Source organism: Mitsuaria sp. GD03876, assembly GCF_029840635.1.
In the GTDB taxonomy this organism is placed as follows: domain Bacteria; phylum Pseudomonadota; class Gammaproteobacteria; order Burkholderiales; family Burkholderiaceae_C; genus Roseateles.
The window spans coordinates 120,603-136,517 of the sequence record NZ_JAOCCU010000008.1 but is presented as its reverse complement, the minus strand read 5'-3'; the positions used below and the strand labels follow the sequence as shown (position 1 = coordinate 136,517).

Here is a 15,915-nt window from a genome sequence, read left to right as displayed (position 1 = left end):
CAGGACACCCGCATGAACATCGGCCTCTTCATCATCGGCGACGAGATCCTGTCCGGGAAACGCCAGGACAAGCACCTGTCCAAGGTGATCGAGCTGCTCTCGGCGCGCGGCCTGTCGCTGGCCTGGGCGAAGTACCTCGGCGACGACCGCGAGCAACTGGTCCGCGAGTACCGGGACGCGTTCGCCAGCGGCGACCTGTTCTTCAGCTGCGGCGGCATCGGCGCGACGCCGGACGACCACACGCGCCAGGCCGCGGCCGCTGCGCTGGACCGGCCGCTCGAGCTGCACCCCGAGGCCGCCGAGCTGATCTGGCAGCGCGTGCAGCAGATGGCCGCGGAGCAGGGCACGACGCCCGAGCGCGACCACCCCGACACCCGCCGCCGGCTCGAGATGGGCGTGTTCCCCCAGGGCGCGGCGATCATCCCGAATCCGTACAACAAGATCCCCGGCTTCTCGGTCGGCGCGGCGTACTTCGTCCCCGGCTTCCCGGTGATGGCGCATCCGATGATCGAGTGGGTGCTGGACCACCTGCACGCGGACCTGCACCGCGACGTCGGCACGCGGGAGCGCTCGCTGATCCTGCAGGGCGCGATGGAGGCCAGCCTGACGCCGCTGATGGAGCGCATCGAGGCCGACTTCCCCGGCATCAAGGTGTTCTCGCTCCCGAGCGTCGACCATCCGCAGTGGGGACGCCACATCGAACTGGGCGTCAAGGGCGAGGCCGCGTCGATGGCGGCCGCCTACGACGCGCTGCGCGCCGGCGTTGTCCAATTTGGTGCCGTCATCAGCACCGAATTGGTGCGATGATGCACCGCTTCGGGACTCTCCCCCGGACGACGGGACGACTGGTCTGACGCCGGTCCGCTCCGGACCGCGGATGCCGCCCTCGCGTGGCGCGCTGGGCATCGAGGTTTGGCGCGTCATGCACCGGTCTGGCGCCTGGCTGTCACGGGGATGCCATCCGTTGGCATGCAAACTGCTAAATCGTCCGCGCAGGGCCGAAGCCCGACGACTCTTTCTTTCTCATCCAGCCCCCTAGGAGTGATTGATGGCCACCAAGACCGTCGCCGACGTGATGAACATGGTGAAGGAGCACGAAGTCAAGTTCGTTGACTTCCGCTTCACCGACACCCGCGGCAAAGAGCACCACGTGTCCGTGCCCGTGTCCGCGTTCGACGAAGACAAGTTCCAGTCGGGCCATGCCTTCGACGGTTCCTCGATCGCCGGCTGGAAGGGCATCGAAGCCTCCGACATGCTGCTGATGCCGGACCCGAACACGGCCAACATCGACCCGTTCTTCGAAGAGCCGACGCTGATCCTGTCGTGCGACGTGATCGACCCGACCGACGGCAAGGCCTATGAGCGCGACCCGCGCTCGCTGGCGCGCCGCGCCGAGGCCTACCTGAAGTCCTCCGGCCTGGGCGACACCGCCTACTTCGGTCCGGAACCCGAGTTCTTCATCTTCGACAGCATCCGCTGGGGCGTCGACATGTCGGGCTGCTTCGTGAAGATCGAGGCGGAAGAAGCCGCCTGGAACACCGGCAAGGAATACGAGCACGGCAACAGCGGCTACCGTCCGACGGTCAAGGGCGGCTACTTCCCGGTGCCCCCGGTCGACAGCGGCCAGGACATGCGCTCGGAGATGTGCCTGATCCTGGAACAGATGGGCATCCCCGTCGAGGTCCACCACCACGAGGTCGCCAACGCCGGCCAGATGGAGATCGGCACCAAGTTCAGCTCGCTGGTCGAGCGCGCCGACTGGCTGCAGCTGCAGAAGTACATCATCACGAACGTCGCGCACGCCTACGGCAAGACCGCCACGTTCATGCCGAAGCCCATCGTCGGCGACAACGGCTCGGGCATGCACGTGCACCAGTCGGTCTGGAAGGACGGCAAGAACCTGTTCGCCGGTGACGGCTACGCCGGCCTGAGCGACTTCGCGCTGTACTACATCGGCGGCATCATCAAGCACGCCCGCGCGCTCAACGCGATCACCAACCCCGGCACCAACTCGTACAAGCGCCTGGTGCCCGGCTTCGAAGCCCCGGTGAAGCTGGCCTACTCGGCCAAGAACCGCTCGGCCTCGATCCGCATCCCGTACGTCGCGAACCCGAAGGGCCGCCGCATCGAGGCGCGTTTCCCGGATCCCTCGGCCAACCCGTACCTGGCCTTCGCCGCGCTGCTGATGGCCGGCCTGGACGGCGTCGAGAACAAGATCCATCCGGGCGAAGCCGCCACGAAGGACCTGTACCACCTGCCGCCGGAAGAAGACGCGAAGATCCCGACCGTCTGCCACAGCCTGGACCAGGCGCTGGACTACCTGGACAAGGACCGCGCGTTCCTGACCAAGGGCGGCGTGTTCACCGATGCCTACATCGATGCCTACATCGACCTGAAGATGCAGGAAGTCCAGCGCTTCCGCATGACCACCCACCCGGTCGAGTTCGACATGTACTACTCGCTGTGATCGCGAGCGCGGAGCGCGCCATGACCGCTTGGGCACGGTGCGCACCGCCTCCTCATCACGCAGGGGGACGGCCATGGCCGTCCCTTTTCGTTGGCGGATCCTTGCTGGGCGTGTCGGACGTTGCGCAGCGGTACACCTGGCAACAGCGTGTGTGCGCGTCGTCGCGAACGCGACTGACCGATTGCGTCACAATGCCCGACGACTCTGGTCAGTTAGAAGCAGGGAATGCAGATGACGCTGCAGATCACACGGGTGGGACGTTGGGTGAGCCGGTCGGCATGGGGCGCGTTGGCGCTGGTCGCCGGCCAGGTGTCGGCGCAGGGCGTGGTGTACCGCTGCCCGGGACCGCCGGTGCTGTACACCGACGCGATGACGGCCAAGGAAGCCGCCGAGAAGGGCTGCCGCAGCATCGAGGGCACGCCGATCTCGGTGATCGCGCCGATCAAGCCGCGCGCGCCGACGGCCGGCGGCTCCGGCCCGGTCGTGGGGTCGCAAAGTGCTGACCTCAAGGTCGACGCCAAGGACCAGCGCGTGCGCGACGACGATCGCCGGCGCATCCTCGAGCAGGAACTGCGCGAGGCCGAAGGCAAGCTCGCCAAGCTCCAGCAGGAATACAACAACGGCCAGCCCGATCGCCGCGGCGACGAGCGCAACTATCAGAAGTACCTGGACCGCACGGCCGAGCTCAAGGCCGCCGTCAGCCGCCAGGAAGCCGACATCCAGGCCCTCAAGCGCGAGCTCGGCAAGCTGCCCTGACGATCCGGTGCCGCCGGTCCGGGGCGCGTGCGTCGAGCCGGGCCCGGGCGACACCCGATGACCTCCTCTTCCTCACCTTCCCCGGACGCCGCGCCGCGGCCCGACGCGGCCTACCAGTGCTTCGACCTGCTGGCGACGCTGGTCGCGGTGGTCCGCCCGGACGGCACCTGCGAGTTCGCCAACACCGCCGTCGAGACGCTGTTCAACCTGCCGCGGCGCGCCGTGCAGGGCTCCAACCTGCTCGAGTGGTTCCCCGACACCGGCCGGCTGGTCGAGGCGCTGGACGGCGTGAGCCGCAACGCGTTCTCGAGCTCGCGCTTCGACGCGACCATCCGCCGCGGGCCGCGCACGCAGGACGACCTGCTGCCGGTGCACGTGATCGTCAGCCAGACCGACGATCCCGGCCGGCTGGTGATCGAGCTGATCGAGAACGCGCAGCAGACGCGCCAGGACCGCGAGGAACGCAACCTCGACCAGGTCCACGCGACCAAGGAGCTCACCCGCAACCTCGCGCACGAGATCAAGAACCCGCTGGGCGGCATCCGCGGCGCGGCGCAGCTGTTGGCGCTGGAACTGCAGCCGACGGACCTGTGGCGCGAGCTCGAGGAATACACCGAGGTCATCATCCACGAGGCCGACCGGCTGCAATCGCTGGTGGACCGGCTGCTGGCGCCGCACCGGCGCGCGCAGGTGGTGGCCGACGTCAACATCCACGAGATCTGCGAGCGGGTGCGCTCGCTGGTGATGGCGCAGTACCCCCGGGGCCTGGCGCTGCAGCGCGACTACGACATCTCGCTGCCCGACTTCCGCGGCGACCGGGAGCAGCTGATCCAGGCGGTGCTCAACATCGTCCAGAACGCGGCGCAGGCGCTGCATGAGCGCATCGCCGCCGGCGACGCGGTCATCGTGCTGCGCACGCGCGTCGCGCGGCAGGTCACCATCGGTAAGCAGCGCTGGCGCTTGGCATTGGAATTGCATGTCGAGGACAACGGCCCGGGCGTGCCCGAGGAGATCAAGGACCGCATCTTTTTCCCGCTGGTGTCGGGGCGGGATGGGGGCTCTGGTCTCGGGCTGACGCTGGCGCAGACGATCGCCCAACAGCACCAGGGGATGATCGACTGCGACAGCCAGCCGGGCCGGACCGATTTCCGAATCACCCTGCCTTTGCCCTGAGCCGCGGCCACAAGTCGACAACGGGGAAAAGGGGAGCCATAGATGAAGTCGATCTGGATTGTTGACGACGACCATTCGATCCGTTTTGTTCTCGAGAAGGCGCTGGCGCGCGAGGGCCTGCCGGTGCGCACCTTCAGCCAGACACGGGAGGTGCTGGCGGCGCTGGCGGACGACACGCCGCAGGTGCTGGTGTCGGACATCCGCATGCCGGGCGGCTCGGGCCTGGAGCTGCTGAGCACGATCAAGAAGCAGCTGCCGGGACTGCCGGTGATCATCATGACGGCCTACTCGGACCTGGACAGCGCGGTGAGCGCGTTCCAGGGCGGGGCCTTCGAGTACCTGCCCAAGCCCTTCGACCTGCCGCGCGCGGTGGAGCTGATCCGGCGCGCGCAGGAGGAGAGCGAGCGCGAGGCCGTCGGCGAGGCCGAGAAGGTCGAGATGCCCGAGATGCTGGGCCAGGCGCCGGCGATGCAGGACGTGTTCCGCGCGATCGGGCGGCTGAGCCAGAGCCATGTGACGGTGCTGATCACCGGCGAGTCGGGCTCGGGCAAGGAGCTGGTGGCGCGCGCGCTGCACAAGCACAGCCCGCGCGCGGACGGGCCCTTCGTCGCGATCAACACCGCGGCGATTCCGAAGGACCTGCTGGAGTCGGAACTCTTCGGCCATGAGCGCGGCGCGTTCACCGGCGCGCAGGCGACGCGGCGCGGCCGCTTCGAGCAGGCCGAGGGCGGCACGCTGTTCCTGGACGAGATCGGCGACATGCCGCTGGACCTGCAGACGCGGCTGCTGCGCGTGCTGTCGGACGGGCAGTTCTATCGCGTCGGCGGGCACAGCCCGCAGAAGGCGAATGTGCGGGTGGTCGCGGCGACCCACCAGAACCTGGAGTCGCTGGTCAAGGAAGGGCGCTTCCGCGAGGACCTGTTCCATCGCCTGAACGTGATCCGGCTGCGGCTGCCGCCGCTGCGCGAGCGCCGCGAGGACGTGCCGCTGCTGGCGCGCTACTTCCTGCAGCGCAGCGCGAGCGAGCTGGGGGTCGAGCCCAAGCGGCTGTCGGAGGCGGCGCTGCAGCGGCTGGTCGGGTTCGACTTCCCGGGCAACGTGCGGCAGCTGGAGAACATCTGCCACTGGCTCAGCGTGATGGCGCCGAGCCTGGTGGTGGAGGCCAAGGACCTGCCGCAGGAGTTGCTGGCGGGGCCGGGCGCGGCGGGCGTGGCGATGGCGGGGGCGCTGTCGCCGGACGTGGTGCCGCTGGCCAGCGGGCTGACCGGCGTGGCGAGCGCGGCGGCGCCGATGCCGCTGCCCGCGGTGGCGATCCCGCCGTCGCCGGACGCGTGGGTCGCGGAGATGGCGCGCGAGGCCAGACGGCTGCTCGCCGCCGGAGAGCCCAATGTCTGGGACGTGCTGACGCGGCGCTTCGAGGCCAGCCTGATCCTGACGGCGCTGGACCTCACGCGCGGAAGGCGCATCGAGGCGGCGCAGAAGCTCGGCATCGGGCGCAACACGATCACGCGCAAGATCCAGGAGCTCAACCTGGACGCCTGAGCGGTGGCGGCTCCCTCGCCCGCACTGCGGGAGAGGGCGGGGGGTGAGGGTCTGCGATCAGCCTCCGGCCTTGCCCAGGCGATCCAGCCACACCCCCAGCCCCTGGGCGTTGAGTTCGACATCCAGCGCCAGCAACTCGGCCACGCGCGTCGGTGACATCCTGTCGCCGAGGTGCTCCGCGACGCGGCGCTGGTACAGCGCCAGCAGCTCGCGCTTGAGCGCCTCATGCCGGTCCGGCGCGTCCTTGAGCCGCAGCCCGATCGCCTCCATCTCGTCGATCTGCGACAGCAGCAGCGCCGCCAGGCGCTCGACGTCCGCGGCGTTGCGGCCGATGCGGCTGTAGTGGGTGACGTACATCCGCGACGGCTGCGTCGCCATCATCCGGCGGATCGACGCGCGCAGCGGCTCCGGCTCGAACTGCACCGGCGTGCTCGTCGGCACGATCCAGGCGCCGCGCTCCGGATCGTCGAACTCCCGATACGACAGCCCGAAGGTGTCGCCGGTGAACCAGCCGCCGCTGGTCTCGTCCCAGATGCAATGGTGATGGCGCGCATGCCCCGGCGTGTCGATCAACCGCAGCGTGCGCCGGCCCAGCGCGATGCGCTGCTCGTCCGCGCTGGCCTGGGCGCGCGACTCCGGCACGCCGACCACCTCGCCGTAGGAACGACGCATTTCCTCGTCCCCGTAGACCGCGCTCGCGCCGGCCCACAGCACCCGTGGATCGACCATGTGCCGCAACCCGCGCGGATGCACCAGCATCGTCGCGGCGGGCAACTCCGCCATCAGCGCGCCGACGCCGCCCGCATGGTCCAGATGCACATGCGTCGGGATCACCCAGTCCACCGCGTCGCGCGACACGCCCAGCGCCTCCAGCGCGCCGAGCAGCCGCGGCACCGCGAAGCGCGTGCCGGTGTCGATGAAGGCGGCACGGCCGTCGTCCACGATCAGGTAGGCAGCATCGAAATGGTCGCGCTGGAAGGCGGTGTCGACGGCGTAGACGCCGTGGCCGAGCGGTTCCAGATACGAGGGAAGGGCGGTCGTGGCGCTCACGGCGGTCTCCTGGAGGGCGTTCTTAAAATGGCCCGCAGGTTACGCGATGCCGCAAGACGACGCCGTCGCCGGCAGGTCATCGCCCCACGCCGCGTCCCCACCGCATTTTTCACCGCATTCCCACCGCCCCTCACACCGAAGGAAGCATCCATGGCCGTCCGCGAGATCCTCAAGATGGGCGATCCCCGCCTGCTGCGCCACGCCCAGCCCGTCCAGGCCTTCGACACGCCCGAGCTGAAAGCGCTGCTCGAGGACATGGTCGACACGATGAAAGCCGCCAACGGCGCCGGCCTCGCCGCGCCGCAGATCGGCGTGGACCTGCAGGTGGTCGTGTTCGGCTTCCAGCGCAACGAACGCTACCCCGACGCGCCGCCCGTGCCGATGACCGTGCTCATCAACCCGACCATCGAACCGCTGTCCGACGCGACCGAGGAAGGCTGGGAAGGCTGCCTGTCCGTGCCCGGCCTGCGCGGCGTTGTGCCGCGGCTCAGCCGCATCCGCTACCGCGGGGTCGACGAACACGGCCAACCCATCGACCGCGAAGCCGAAGGCTTCCATGCCCGCGTGGTCCAGCACGAATGCGATCACCTGGTCGGGACGCTCTATCCCATGCGGATCAAGGACTTCAGCCGGTTCGGGTTCACCGAAATCCTGTTCCCGGGGTTGGATCCGAATACCGACGATTGAGGGAGGATGGGAACGCCGTTCGCCCTTGCGACGAGCGCGCCGTCGGGATGCCAGGCGCGGGCTCTCCACGGGGCATGAGGGCTCCCTCCAGGACCCTCAAGCCCCATTCCGGCCCCACAGGCACTCGCTGCCCACGGGGCTGCGGCATGGTCGTCGGCGTGGGCCGCGACTTGGTCCTGGAATCTGGTTTTCGGGCGGGTGTATGGCGTCCGCTTGACGGTTCGGCAATAGGGCGTCAAGTTGTAAGGAGACGTGCACCGGGTTGTCGGTGTCACGTTAAGAAACGATCGCGGAACTCCGCAACCCGCCTGCCGCCGGACTCCGGCGCAAGCTCACGGCCATGACCCACACGATGTCCCGCTCCCCGATGCCGCGCTGGCTGATCGCCGCCTCGATGCTGCTGGTCGGGCTGGCGCTCGTGCTGGCCCATGGACCGGCCCTGGCGGACCCGCCGGCGCGCGCCGGCCGCCTGGCCGACCTGACCGGCACCGTCTGGCTCTACGACGCCGATGAGCGCGAATGGGTCCAGATGCAGCGCAACCAGACCGTCGGCGACGGCGACCGGTTGCGCGCCGACGACGGCAGCGGCGCCGTCATCTCGATCGGCACCGCCACGATGTGGCTCGACCAGCGCAGCGAGGTGGAGTTCAACGCGCTCGGCGACAACCGCATCGCGGTGCAACTGGTCAAGGGCTCGGTGGGGCTGCGGCTGCGCGGCCAGGAATCGGCCGACGAATGGTCGCTGCGCACGCTGGAAGGCCGCTTCGGCTTCGAGCGCGAAGGCCTGTACCGCGTCTCGCAGCTCGAGCGCGGCAGCGAGGCGCAGGCCTGGCAGGGCAAGCTGCGCTTCGAATCGCGCGCGACCGACGCGCAGCCGGTGTTGCTCGGCACGAACGAGCAGGCCGAGTTCTGGTGGGACAACGGCCCGCGCACCGAACGCCAGCCGCTGGAACAGGACGGTTTCGCCCGGCTGATCCTGGCCGACAGCCGGGACACGGTCCAGCCGCTGGTCGGGACCGGCACGCCGGTGCCCTACGTCTCGCCCGAGATGACCGGCGCCGAGGACCTGGCGCGCTACGGCGCCTGGGAGCAGAGCACCGATTACGGCGCGGTCTGGGTGCCGACGGTGGTCGTCTCGGACTGGGCACCGTACCGCTATGGGCGCTGGATGTGGAGCTCGCGCTGGGGCTGGACCTGGGTCGACGACATGCCGTGGGGCTTCGCGCCGTTCCACTACGGGCGCTGGGCCTACTGGCGCGACCGTTGGTGCTGGGTGCCGGGGCCGTACGCGCGCCGGCCGGCCTACGCGCCGGCGCTGGTGGGCGGAGTGGGGCCGGGCTTGTCCGTCGGCGTCGTGATCGGCGGACGCCGCCCGCCGCCGCCGCGCTACGGCACCTGGGTGCCGCTGGCGCCGCGCGAGGCCTGGACGCCGGGCTACCGGCACAGCCCGGGCTACTGGCGCCGGCTGAATCCCGATCCGAATCCGGTCACCGTCGTGCGGCCCGGCGAGCGCCCGCCGGTGTACCGGCATGAGCGCGAGCATGGCGCGCTGTTCACGCAGCGTCCGGTGATGGGCCCGCTGCCGGCGGCCGCGCTGCAACCGCAGCGGTCGTGGCCGCCGCGGCCGAGCGACCAGACGGTGAACCGCCCGGACGGCCGGCCCATCGTCGACCGCAACCATGACGGTCGGCCGGACGGCCGCCCGATCGTCGACCGCAACGGCGACGGCAAGCCCGATGGTCGCAACGACGGTCGTCCGTTCATCGATCGGAACCATGACGGTCGTCCGGATGGATTCGGCGACGCGCGGCCCGGCGATGGCCGCCCGACGCGCGGCGTGATCAAGCCGGAGCCCGACAACGCGACGGTGCGCCCGCAGACCCCGTTCCCGACGCCGCAAGGCCCGGGCACGCCGCAGACGCAAACGCCGGCCCCGGCGGTGCAGCCGGGCTTCCCGGCGCGCGGTCCGGATGCGCAGCGGCCGAACGATCGCCGCGAAGGCGACCGCGATGGCTGGCGCCAACGCGGCCCCGAGGGCGTGGACCGCGGCGATCGCGGCGACTGGGGCCATCGCGGCCGCGACGGCCGGCAGGACCCGGTCCGGGTCGCGCCGCCGACGCCACCTCGCATCGAGCAGCCCCGGGTCGAGCAACCGCGCATCGAGGCGCCTCGTCCGGAGCCCCGCATGGAGCCGCCGCGCTTCGAGCGCCCGCAACCGCAGCCCCAACCGCAGCCGCGGATGGAGCAACCTCGCATCGAAGCGCCGCGTCCGATGCCGCAGCCGCGGATGGAAGCGCCGCGCGCCGAGCCGCCGCGGCCGGCGCCGCGAGTGGAACCGCCGCGCGCGGAACCGCCTCGCCGCAATGACGGTGCGAGCCGTCAGCAGGAGCGCTGAGCGGGCGCGTCCGGGCGCGTCCGGCCGAGCCGCCGCGCGCCGGAACGCCGGAGCCATCACGGCATCCGGCGCCTGATCGGGCTGATGTGCCAGATCGACCTGATCGACCTGATCGAGGTCAATCGATCCTGAACGACACGCCCGTGATGAACAGCGTGTCGTTCTTCTTGAGGCCTTCGCCCGGATTGCTGTCGTAGCGGTGCTGGACCGTGGCGGTGAGGCTCAGCCGCTTGGTCATCGCCACGGAGACGCCGCCGTCGAAGGTCGCGCGGTACTCGCCGCTGTTGCGCAGGTCCGGCAGGTAGGCCAGCCGTTGCTTGAGCGTCGTGGAATCCGAGATCTTGTGGTTCGACTCCTCGGCCAGCAGCAGCTCGGTGTTGCCGTACTTGCTGCGCACGACGCCATCCTGGATCTCCGGCTCGACATACCGCTCGCGGGTGTAGCCCAGACCGCCGGAGACATCCCAGGTCAGGTCGTCGCGCTTGATCAGGTGATAACCGGCGCCGGCGCCGACGGACAGGCGCGAGGACAGGTTGGCCGGCTCGTCCTTGAGCGCGTCGAACTGCCCGAAACCGAAGACGCGTTCGGTGAGGTCGCGCTGGTAGTGCGTGCCGAAGGCGTAGCGCTGCTCGGAGTCCGCGTCGTCGTTCTTCAGGTAGAGCGCGCGGCCGTTGATCGTCAGCTTGTCGGCCTTGGTGGCCTTGACCGCCTCGCCGCTGAGATTGATCGTCGTCGAATCGCTGTTGCCGGACGACACGCTGGCCCCGGCGGTGAAGAGGGCCCGCCACTGGCCGTCGTCCTTGACGGTGACCTGCGCGAACGAGGCGAGGGGGAGCGCGGCGAGGCAGGCGGTGGAAATGCGGGAAGCGAGGCGTGCGGAGAGAAGGCGCGTCGGCGGCATGTCGATTCCTTGGGGAGAGGTGAACATGCCTTCGTGCCGGCAACCTCCGATCCTGTTTGGCGGGATCGAGGAGGTTGCCGCCGTCATCCGACGCGATCCGTCGGCTTCCTCCGACAACTCGGCGGCATGATCGCCGCCGGCGCCGTGCGCGCAACGCGCGCCGGATGTGTCCGACTGTGCGGCCGGGTCAGGCCACCGCCGGCAGCACCGTGCCGATGCACGGACCGAAGCCGATCGCCCGCCGGCCCGGCGCCTCGCAGCGCCCGACCAGCGCGACGCTGTCGCCGTCCTGCAGGAACACGCGCTGCTCGCCGTTGGGCAGCGTGATCGGCTGCTTGCCGCCTTGGGTGAGCTCGAGCAGCGAGCCCCCCTGGTCCGCCGCGGCGCCCGACATCGTGCCGGAGCCGAACAGGTCGCCCGGCTGCAGGTTGCAGCCGTTGCTCGCGTGATGGGTCAGCATCTGCGCGACGGTCCAGTAGGCATCGGCGAAGTCCGATCCCATCAGCCGGGCCGGGGCGACGCCCTCGTCGCGCATCGCGCGCGTCTGCAGGTGGACCTCGAGCCGGATCGAGATCGCGCCGCGCTCGCGGTTGGCCGCGCCGTCGAGGTAGGGCAGCGGCTGCGGATCGCCGTCGGGCCGCGTGAACGCGCGGCGGAACGGCGCCAGCGCCTCCATCGTGATCACCCACGGCGACAAGGTCGTCGCGAAGCTCTTGGACAGGAACGGCCCCAGCGGCTGGTACTCCCAGGCCTGGATGTCGCGGGCCGACCAGTCGTTGAGCAGCACCAGGCCGAACAGATGCTGCTCCGCGTCGCCGATCGCGATCGGATGCCCCTGCTCGTTGCCGGTGCCCACCAGCGCGCCGATCTCGAGCTCGTAGTCCAGGCGCTTGATCGCGCCGACGCTGGGCGTCTCCGCGTCGGGCGCCTTGGTCTGGCCGACGGGACGACGGAAGCTCTGGCCGCTGACGCCGATCGACGAGACCCGCCCGTGATAACCGATCGGGACCCACTTGTAGTTCGGCAGCAGCGGGTTGTCCGGACGGAACAGCTTGCCCACCGCGGTGGCGTGATGGATGCCGGCGTAGAAGTCGGTGTAGTCGCCGATGCGGCAGGGCAGCGTCATCTCGACATCGCCGATCGGCACCAGCGCTGGCGCCAGCTGCTCGGACTGCTTCGGGCCCGCGTCGGCGTTCAGCGCCGCGACCAGCTCATGACGCAGTTGCCGGCGCAGTGCCGGGCCGATCGCCATCAGCGGGTTCAGGCCGAGGCCCTCGCAGGTGCGCAGCACGGCGCCGAGCGACTCGGACAGCGCGCCGAGTTCCGCCGCGGCGATCAGGTCCAGCACCTGGTCGCCGATGGCCGTGCCGGGCCGGAACGAGCCGGTCGCGCCGGCGCGGCGGAACATGCCCAGCGGCAGGTTCTGAATGGGGAAGTCGGTGTCGTCCGTGTTGGCGGACGCGATCCAGCTGCGCAGCGCGGGATCGTGGGTGTGGTCGAGGTCGGGCAGGGCGCTCATGGCATCAGGCTTTCGTTGTTCTGGTTGTCGTGGGTCGAGGGGCGGCGGCAAGGCTCATGCCGGCTTGAACTTGTCCTTCAGCGCGCCCCAGCAGGCGGCGTAGTTCGCGTCGAGCGCGCCGCCATGCAGCGCCCACTTGGACGGGCGGAAACGCCAGCGGCTCTCGAACATGAAGGCCAGCGTGTGGTCCAGCTTCTGCGGTGTCAACGCACGGGTGCTGGCGGCTTCGAAGGCGTCGGCATCGGGGCCGTGCGGCACCAGGCAGTTGTGCAGGCTCGCGCCGCCGGGACGGAAGCCCTCGGGCTTGGCGTCGTACTGGCCGTGGATCAGGCCCATGAACTCGCTCATCACGTTGCGGTGGTACCAGGGCGGACGGAAGGTGTCCTCCTGCACCAGCCAGCGCGGCGGGAAAATCACGAAGTCGCAGTTGGCCGTCCCGGGCGTGTCGCTCGGCGAGGTGAGCACGGTGAAGATCGACGGATCCGGATGGTCGAAGCTGATCGAGCCGATCGTCATGAAATGCTTCGTGTCGTACTTCAGCGGCGTCAGGTTGCCGTGCCAGGCGACGACGTTGAACGGCGTCACCGCCTGCGCGTTGCGCCACAGCGCGCCGCCGGTCTTGCGGATCACCTCGTAGGGCGCGCCATCGGCCTCGTGCGCGGCGACGGGCGCGAGGAAGTCGCGCGGATTGGCCAGGCCGTTCGAGCCGATCGGCCCCAGCTCCGGCAGGCGGAACGCGGCGCCGTAGTTCTCGCAGATGTAGCCGCGGGCCGCGCCGTCGTGCGCCTCGACGCGGAAGGTCACGCCGCGCGGGATCAACGCGATCTCGCCAGGCACCACGTCGAGCAGGCCCATCTCGGTCGTGACGCGCAGGCCGCCTTGCTGCGGGACGATCAGCATCTCGCCGTCGGCGTTCATCAGCGCGCGGCGCGTCATCGGACGGTTGAAGGCGTAGACCAGCGCGGCCATGCCGGTCTGCGCGTCGGGATCGCCGTTGCTGACCACCGTCTTCAGGCTGTCGACGAAATCGACCGCGGCCGCGGCGCCGCCGTTCGCGGCGGCCTCGTCCGGCATCGGGAACGGATGCCACCGCAGCGGATCCGGCGGGGCCGCCACGCCACCGGCCGCGCCGCTGGTCCAGAACGGCTGCTCATACGCATGGAACGCACCCGTCACCACCGACGGCTGCCGGCGATACAACCAGGTGCGACGGTTCTCCACCCGCGGCGCGGTGAAGGCACTCCCCGACAGCAGCTCGGGATACAAGTCCATCGGCGCGCGCTGCGGGCTGTTGCGGCCCTGCGGCAAGGCGCCCGCGACCGCCTCGGTCTCGAACTGGTTGCCGAAGCCGCTCTGGTACGCCAAGGCGCTCGTCGTCGGTGCCGACGCCGATGCCGCCGCGTCCGACGGGCGAAGGGTCTCTGGTGCGTTCATGCTTGTCCTCGTGATGACACACGACCCGGATCGGTCGCGTCGATGGGAATGGATCGGGCCGCGGCCGACAACGCCTCCAGCAGCACGTCCTGCCGGCCAATGTGATTCGCCAACAGCAGGATCAAGCGCGCATTGAAGGCCTGACTCGCCGCGACGTCCAGCGATTGATGCGCCGTCAGCAGGGCTTCGTAGAAGTCGTCGCCGGATTCGAAATTCGGGGCGGTGATCAGCGGCATGGGACCTCCTCGCGATGCAGCGCGCGATGCAAGGCGGTGAGCAACGCTGCTTCCGTTGGCGGAGCGGTCCAGCGGGCGCACTCGTGCTGGTCGGGGCGCAGCAGCACCACCGCGCCGGTGGTGGCGGCGTAGCGGCGGTGGGCCAGTCCGGCTGGATCGCTCTCGGGGGTGATGCGCAGGATCGTGAGACCACCTTCGGCCGCATCGCCAGGCGCGGGCTCTTCACGGGGCATGGGGGATCCCTCCTGGACCCCCAAGCCCCATTCCGGCCCCAGCCACGCTCGCTGCCCTTCGCCTGCCGCCTCCGAGCGCTCTTGCGGCGGCATCGCTTGCTCCTGGTTTGGGCGCTGGGGCGCGCGGGTCGTGTCGTCTTCGAAAACCAGCGCGGTGAAGCGGCCCGGTTTCATCTGGCGCAGCAGCCAGTCGTCATGGCCGTCGATGTGGATCGGCGCGTCCGCGGCAGGCGCGCCGTACCGCGTCGTCGGGACCGAGAGGCGGCCGCTGTTGACCAGGCGGCGCGCGAAGTCGAAATCCCTCGCCAGGGTCAAGGTCGCGTCGCGGAAGACGCGGCTGACCTCGCTCTTGGGCGTGATGAAGTCCGTCGAGCGCGTCGAGTTCAAGATGTTCTCGTCCGCGGCGATCTCGCGCTCGCGCGCATAGCTGTCGAGCAAGCGGTCCGGCGCCCGGCCCTGGATCACCGCCGCCAGCTTCCACGCCAGGTTGTCCGCGTCCTGGATGCCGGAGTTGGCGCCGCGCGCGCCGAACGGCGACACGCCATGCGCCGCGTCGCCGGCGAAGAGCACCCGTCCGTGCCGGAAGCTGTCCATGCGCATGCAGGCGAAGGTGTAGACGCTGGCCCAGACCAGCTCGATCTCCGGCACCTGTCCGTCGCCGCCCGCGGCGATCGAGGCCTCGCGCATCAGCGTGCGCACGCGCGGCAGGATGCGCTCGGGCTGCTTCTCGACGTCCGGATCCGCGTCCCACCCCAACTGGAAGTCGATGCGCCACACGCCGTCGGGCTGGCGGTGCAGCAGCACGCTTTGTCCCGGGTGGAAGGGCGGGTCGAACCAGAACCAGCGCTCCGCCGGGAAGGGCGCGTTCATGCGCACGTCGGCGATCAGGAATCGGTCCTTGAAGGTGCGGCCGTGGCTCTCCTGGCCGACGAGCCGTCGCAGCGTCGAGCGCGACCCGTCGCAGGCGACGACGTGATCCGCCCGCAGCGTGTAGGGGCCGTCCGGCGTGTCGACGGTGAGCGCGACGTGGTCCTCGTGGGCCTCGAGGCCGCTGACGCCGTGATGCCAGCGCAGGTCGACGAGCGGCAGTTCGAGCGCGCGCTCGACCAGGAAGCCCTCGACGTAGTACTGCTGCAGGTTGACGAAGGCGGGCCGCTGGTGGCCGGCCTCGGCCAGCAGGTCGAACTGGTAGACCTGCTCGTCGCGGAAGAAGACACGGCCCACGCCCCAGGACACGCCCTTGTCGACGAGCCGCTGTCCGCAGCCGAGCCGGTCGAGGATCTCCAGCGTCCGCTTGGCGAAGCACAACGCGCGCGAGCCCACCGAGAGCCGTCCGTCGTTGTTGAGCAGCACGACCGGGATGCCCTGCAGCGCGAGGTCGATGGCGACGCACAAGCCCACCGGCCCCGCGCCCACGACGACGACCGGATGCCGCGCGGGCGCGCCCGCGTCATGGCTGTCCTGGTCCGCGCTGCGCCGGTACGGATAGACGACGCGTTGGTAGTCGACGTCGGACATCGCG

At 70.1% G+C, this 15,915-nt stretch carries 13 protein-coding genes; 7 read left to right on the top strand and 6 right to left on the bottom strand.

The window, feature by feature from the left end; translation table 11 throughout:
* The first annotated feature begins 12 nt into the window (after positions 1-12).
* The 5 genes from N5D62_RS07375 (at position 13) to ntrC (ending at position 5,938) form a co-directional block, all read left to right on the top strand.
* Entirely contained in the window at positions 13-807 is a 795-nt protein-coding gene (locus N5D62_RS07375; RefSeq protein WP_279757018.1) for a molybdopterin-binding protein, read from the top strand.
* 241 nt (positions 808-1,048) lie between these two features.
* Positions 1,049-2,467, top strand: a complete 1,419-nt coding sequence (glnA, locus tag N5D62_RS07370) for a type I glutamate--ammonia ligase (RefSeq protein WP_279757017.1) — start codon at positions 1,049-1,051, stop codon at positions 2,465-2,467.
* A gap of 231 nt (positions 2,468-2,698) precedes the next feature.
* Positions 2,699-3,223, top strand: coding sequence for a hypothetical protein (locus tag N5D62_RS07365; protein ID WP_279757016.1), 525 nt, complete (start codon positions 2,699-2,701; stop codon positions 3,221-3,223).
* A 57-nt stretch (positions 3,224-3,280) separates the two neighbouring features.
* Positions 3,281-4,396: a nitrogen regulation protein NR(II) gene (gene glnL, locus N5D62_RS07360; RefSeq protein WP_279757015.1), complete on the top strand. Its 1,116-nt coding sequence runs from the start codon at positions 3,281-3,283 to the stop codon at positions 4,394-4,396.
* A 42-nt stretch (positions 4,397-4,438) separates the two neighbouring features.
* Positions 4,439-5,938, top strand: coding sequence for a nitrogen regulation protein NR(I) (gene ntrC, locus N5D62_RS07355; protein WP_279757014.1), 1,500 nt, complete (start codon positions 4,439-4,441; stop codon positions 5,936-5,938).
* 57 nt (positions 5,939-5,995) lie between these two features.
* On the opposite strand, the gene N5D62_RS07350 is transcribed toward ntrC, so the two are convergent.
* Positions 5,996-6,988: an MBL fold metallo-hydrolase gene (locus N5D62_RS07350; RefSeq protein ID WP_279757013.1), complete on the bottom strand. Its 993-nt coding sequence runs from the start codon at positions 6,986-6,988 to the stop codon at positions 5,996-5,998.
* Between the two features lie 150 nt (positions 6,989-7,138).
* Here N5D62_RS07350 and def point away from each other — a divergent pair, with 150 nt between their 5' ends.
* Positions 7,139-7,675, top strand: a complete 537-nt coding sequence (gene def, locus N5D62_RS07345; protein ID WP_279757012.1) for a peptide deformylase — start codon at positions 7,139-7,141, stop codon at positions 7,673-7,675.
* Between the two features lie 352 nt (positions 7,676-8,027).
* Positions 8,028-10,070, top strand: a complete 2,043-nt coding sequence (locus N5D62_RS07340) for a DUF6600 domain-containing protein (RefSeq protein WP_279757010.1) — start codon at positions 8,028-8,030, stop codon at positions 10,068-10,070.
* Between the two features lie 118 nt (positions 10,071-10,188).
* Here the strand turns inward: N5D62_RS07340 and N5D62_RS07335 are convergent, their stop codons facing one another.
* The 5 genes from N5D62_RS07335 to N5D62_RS07315 all read right to left on the bottom strand — a co-directional run bounded on the left by N5D62_RS07335 (position 10,189) and on the right by N5D62_RS07315 (position 15,911).
* Complete coding sequence (locus tag N5D62_RS07335) at positions 10,189-10,971, bottom strand: DUF481 domain-containing protein (RefSeq protein ID WP_279757009.1); 783 nt, start codon at positions 10,969-10,971, stop codon at positions 10,189-10,191.
* A 187-nt stretch (positions 10,972-11,158) separates the two neighbouring features.
* Positions 11,159-12,490 carry a fumarylacetoacetase gene (gene fahA / locus N5D62_RS07330; RefSeq protein WP_279757008.1) on the bottom strand — a complete coding sequence of 444 codons (1,332 nt, stop codon included), beginning with the start codon at positions 12,488-12,490 and terminating at the stop codon, positions 11,159-11,161.
* Positions 12,491-12,544: 54 nt separating this feature from the next.
* Positions 12,545-13,924 (bottom strand): homogentisate 1,2-dioxygenase, encoded by a 1,380-nt coding sequence (gene hmgA, locus N5D62_RS07325; protein WP_279757007.1) that lies wholly within the window; start codon positions 13,922-13,924, stop codon positions 12,545-12,547.
* A complete protein-coding gene (locus N5D62_RS07320) occupies positions 13,921-14,160 on the bottom strand; it encodes a DUF2783 domain-containing protein (protein WP_279757006.1) in 240 nt (79 codons plus the stop codon). Before N5D62_RS07320 ends, hmgA begins: the two co-directional genes overlap by 4 nt.
* Positions 14,151-15,911 carry an FAD-dependent oxidoreductase gene (locus N5D62_RS07315; protein ID WP_279757005.1) on the bottom strand — a complete coding sequence of 587 codons (1,761 nt, stop codon included), beginning with the start codon at positions 15,909-15,911 and terminating at the stop codon, positions 14,151-14,153. The genes N5D62_RS07320 and N5D62_RS07315 overlap by 10 nt, the downstream gene beginning before the upstream one ends.
* Positions 15,912-15,915: the final 4 nt, after the last annotated feature.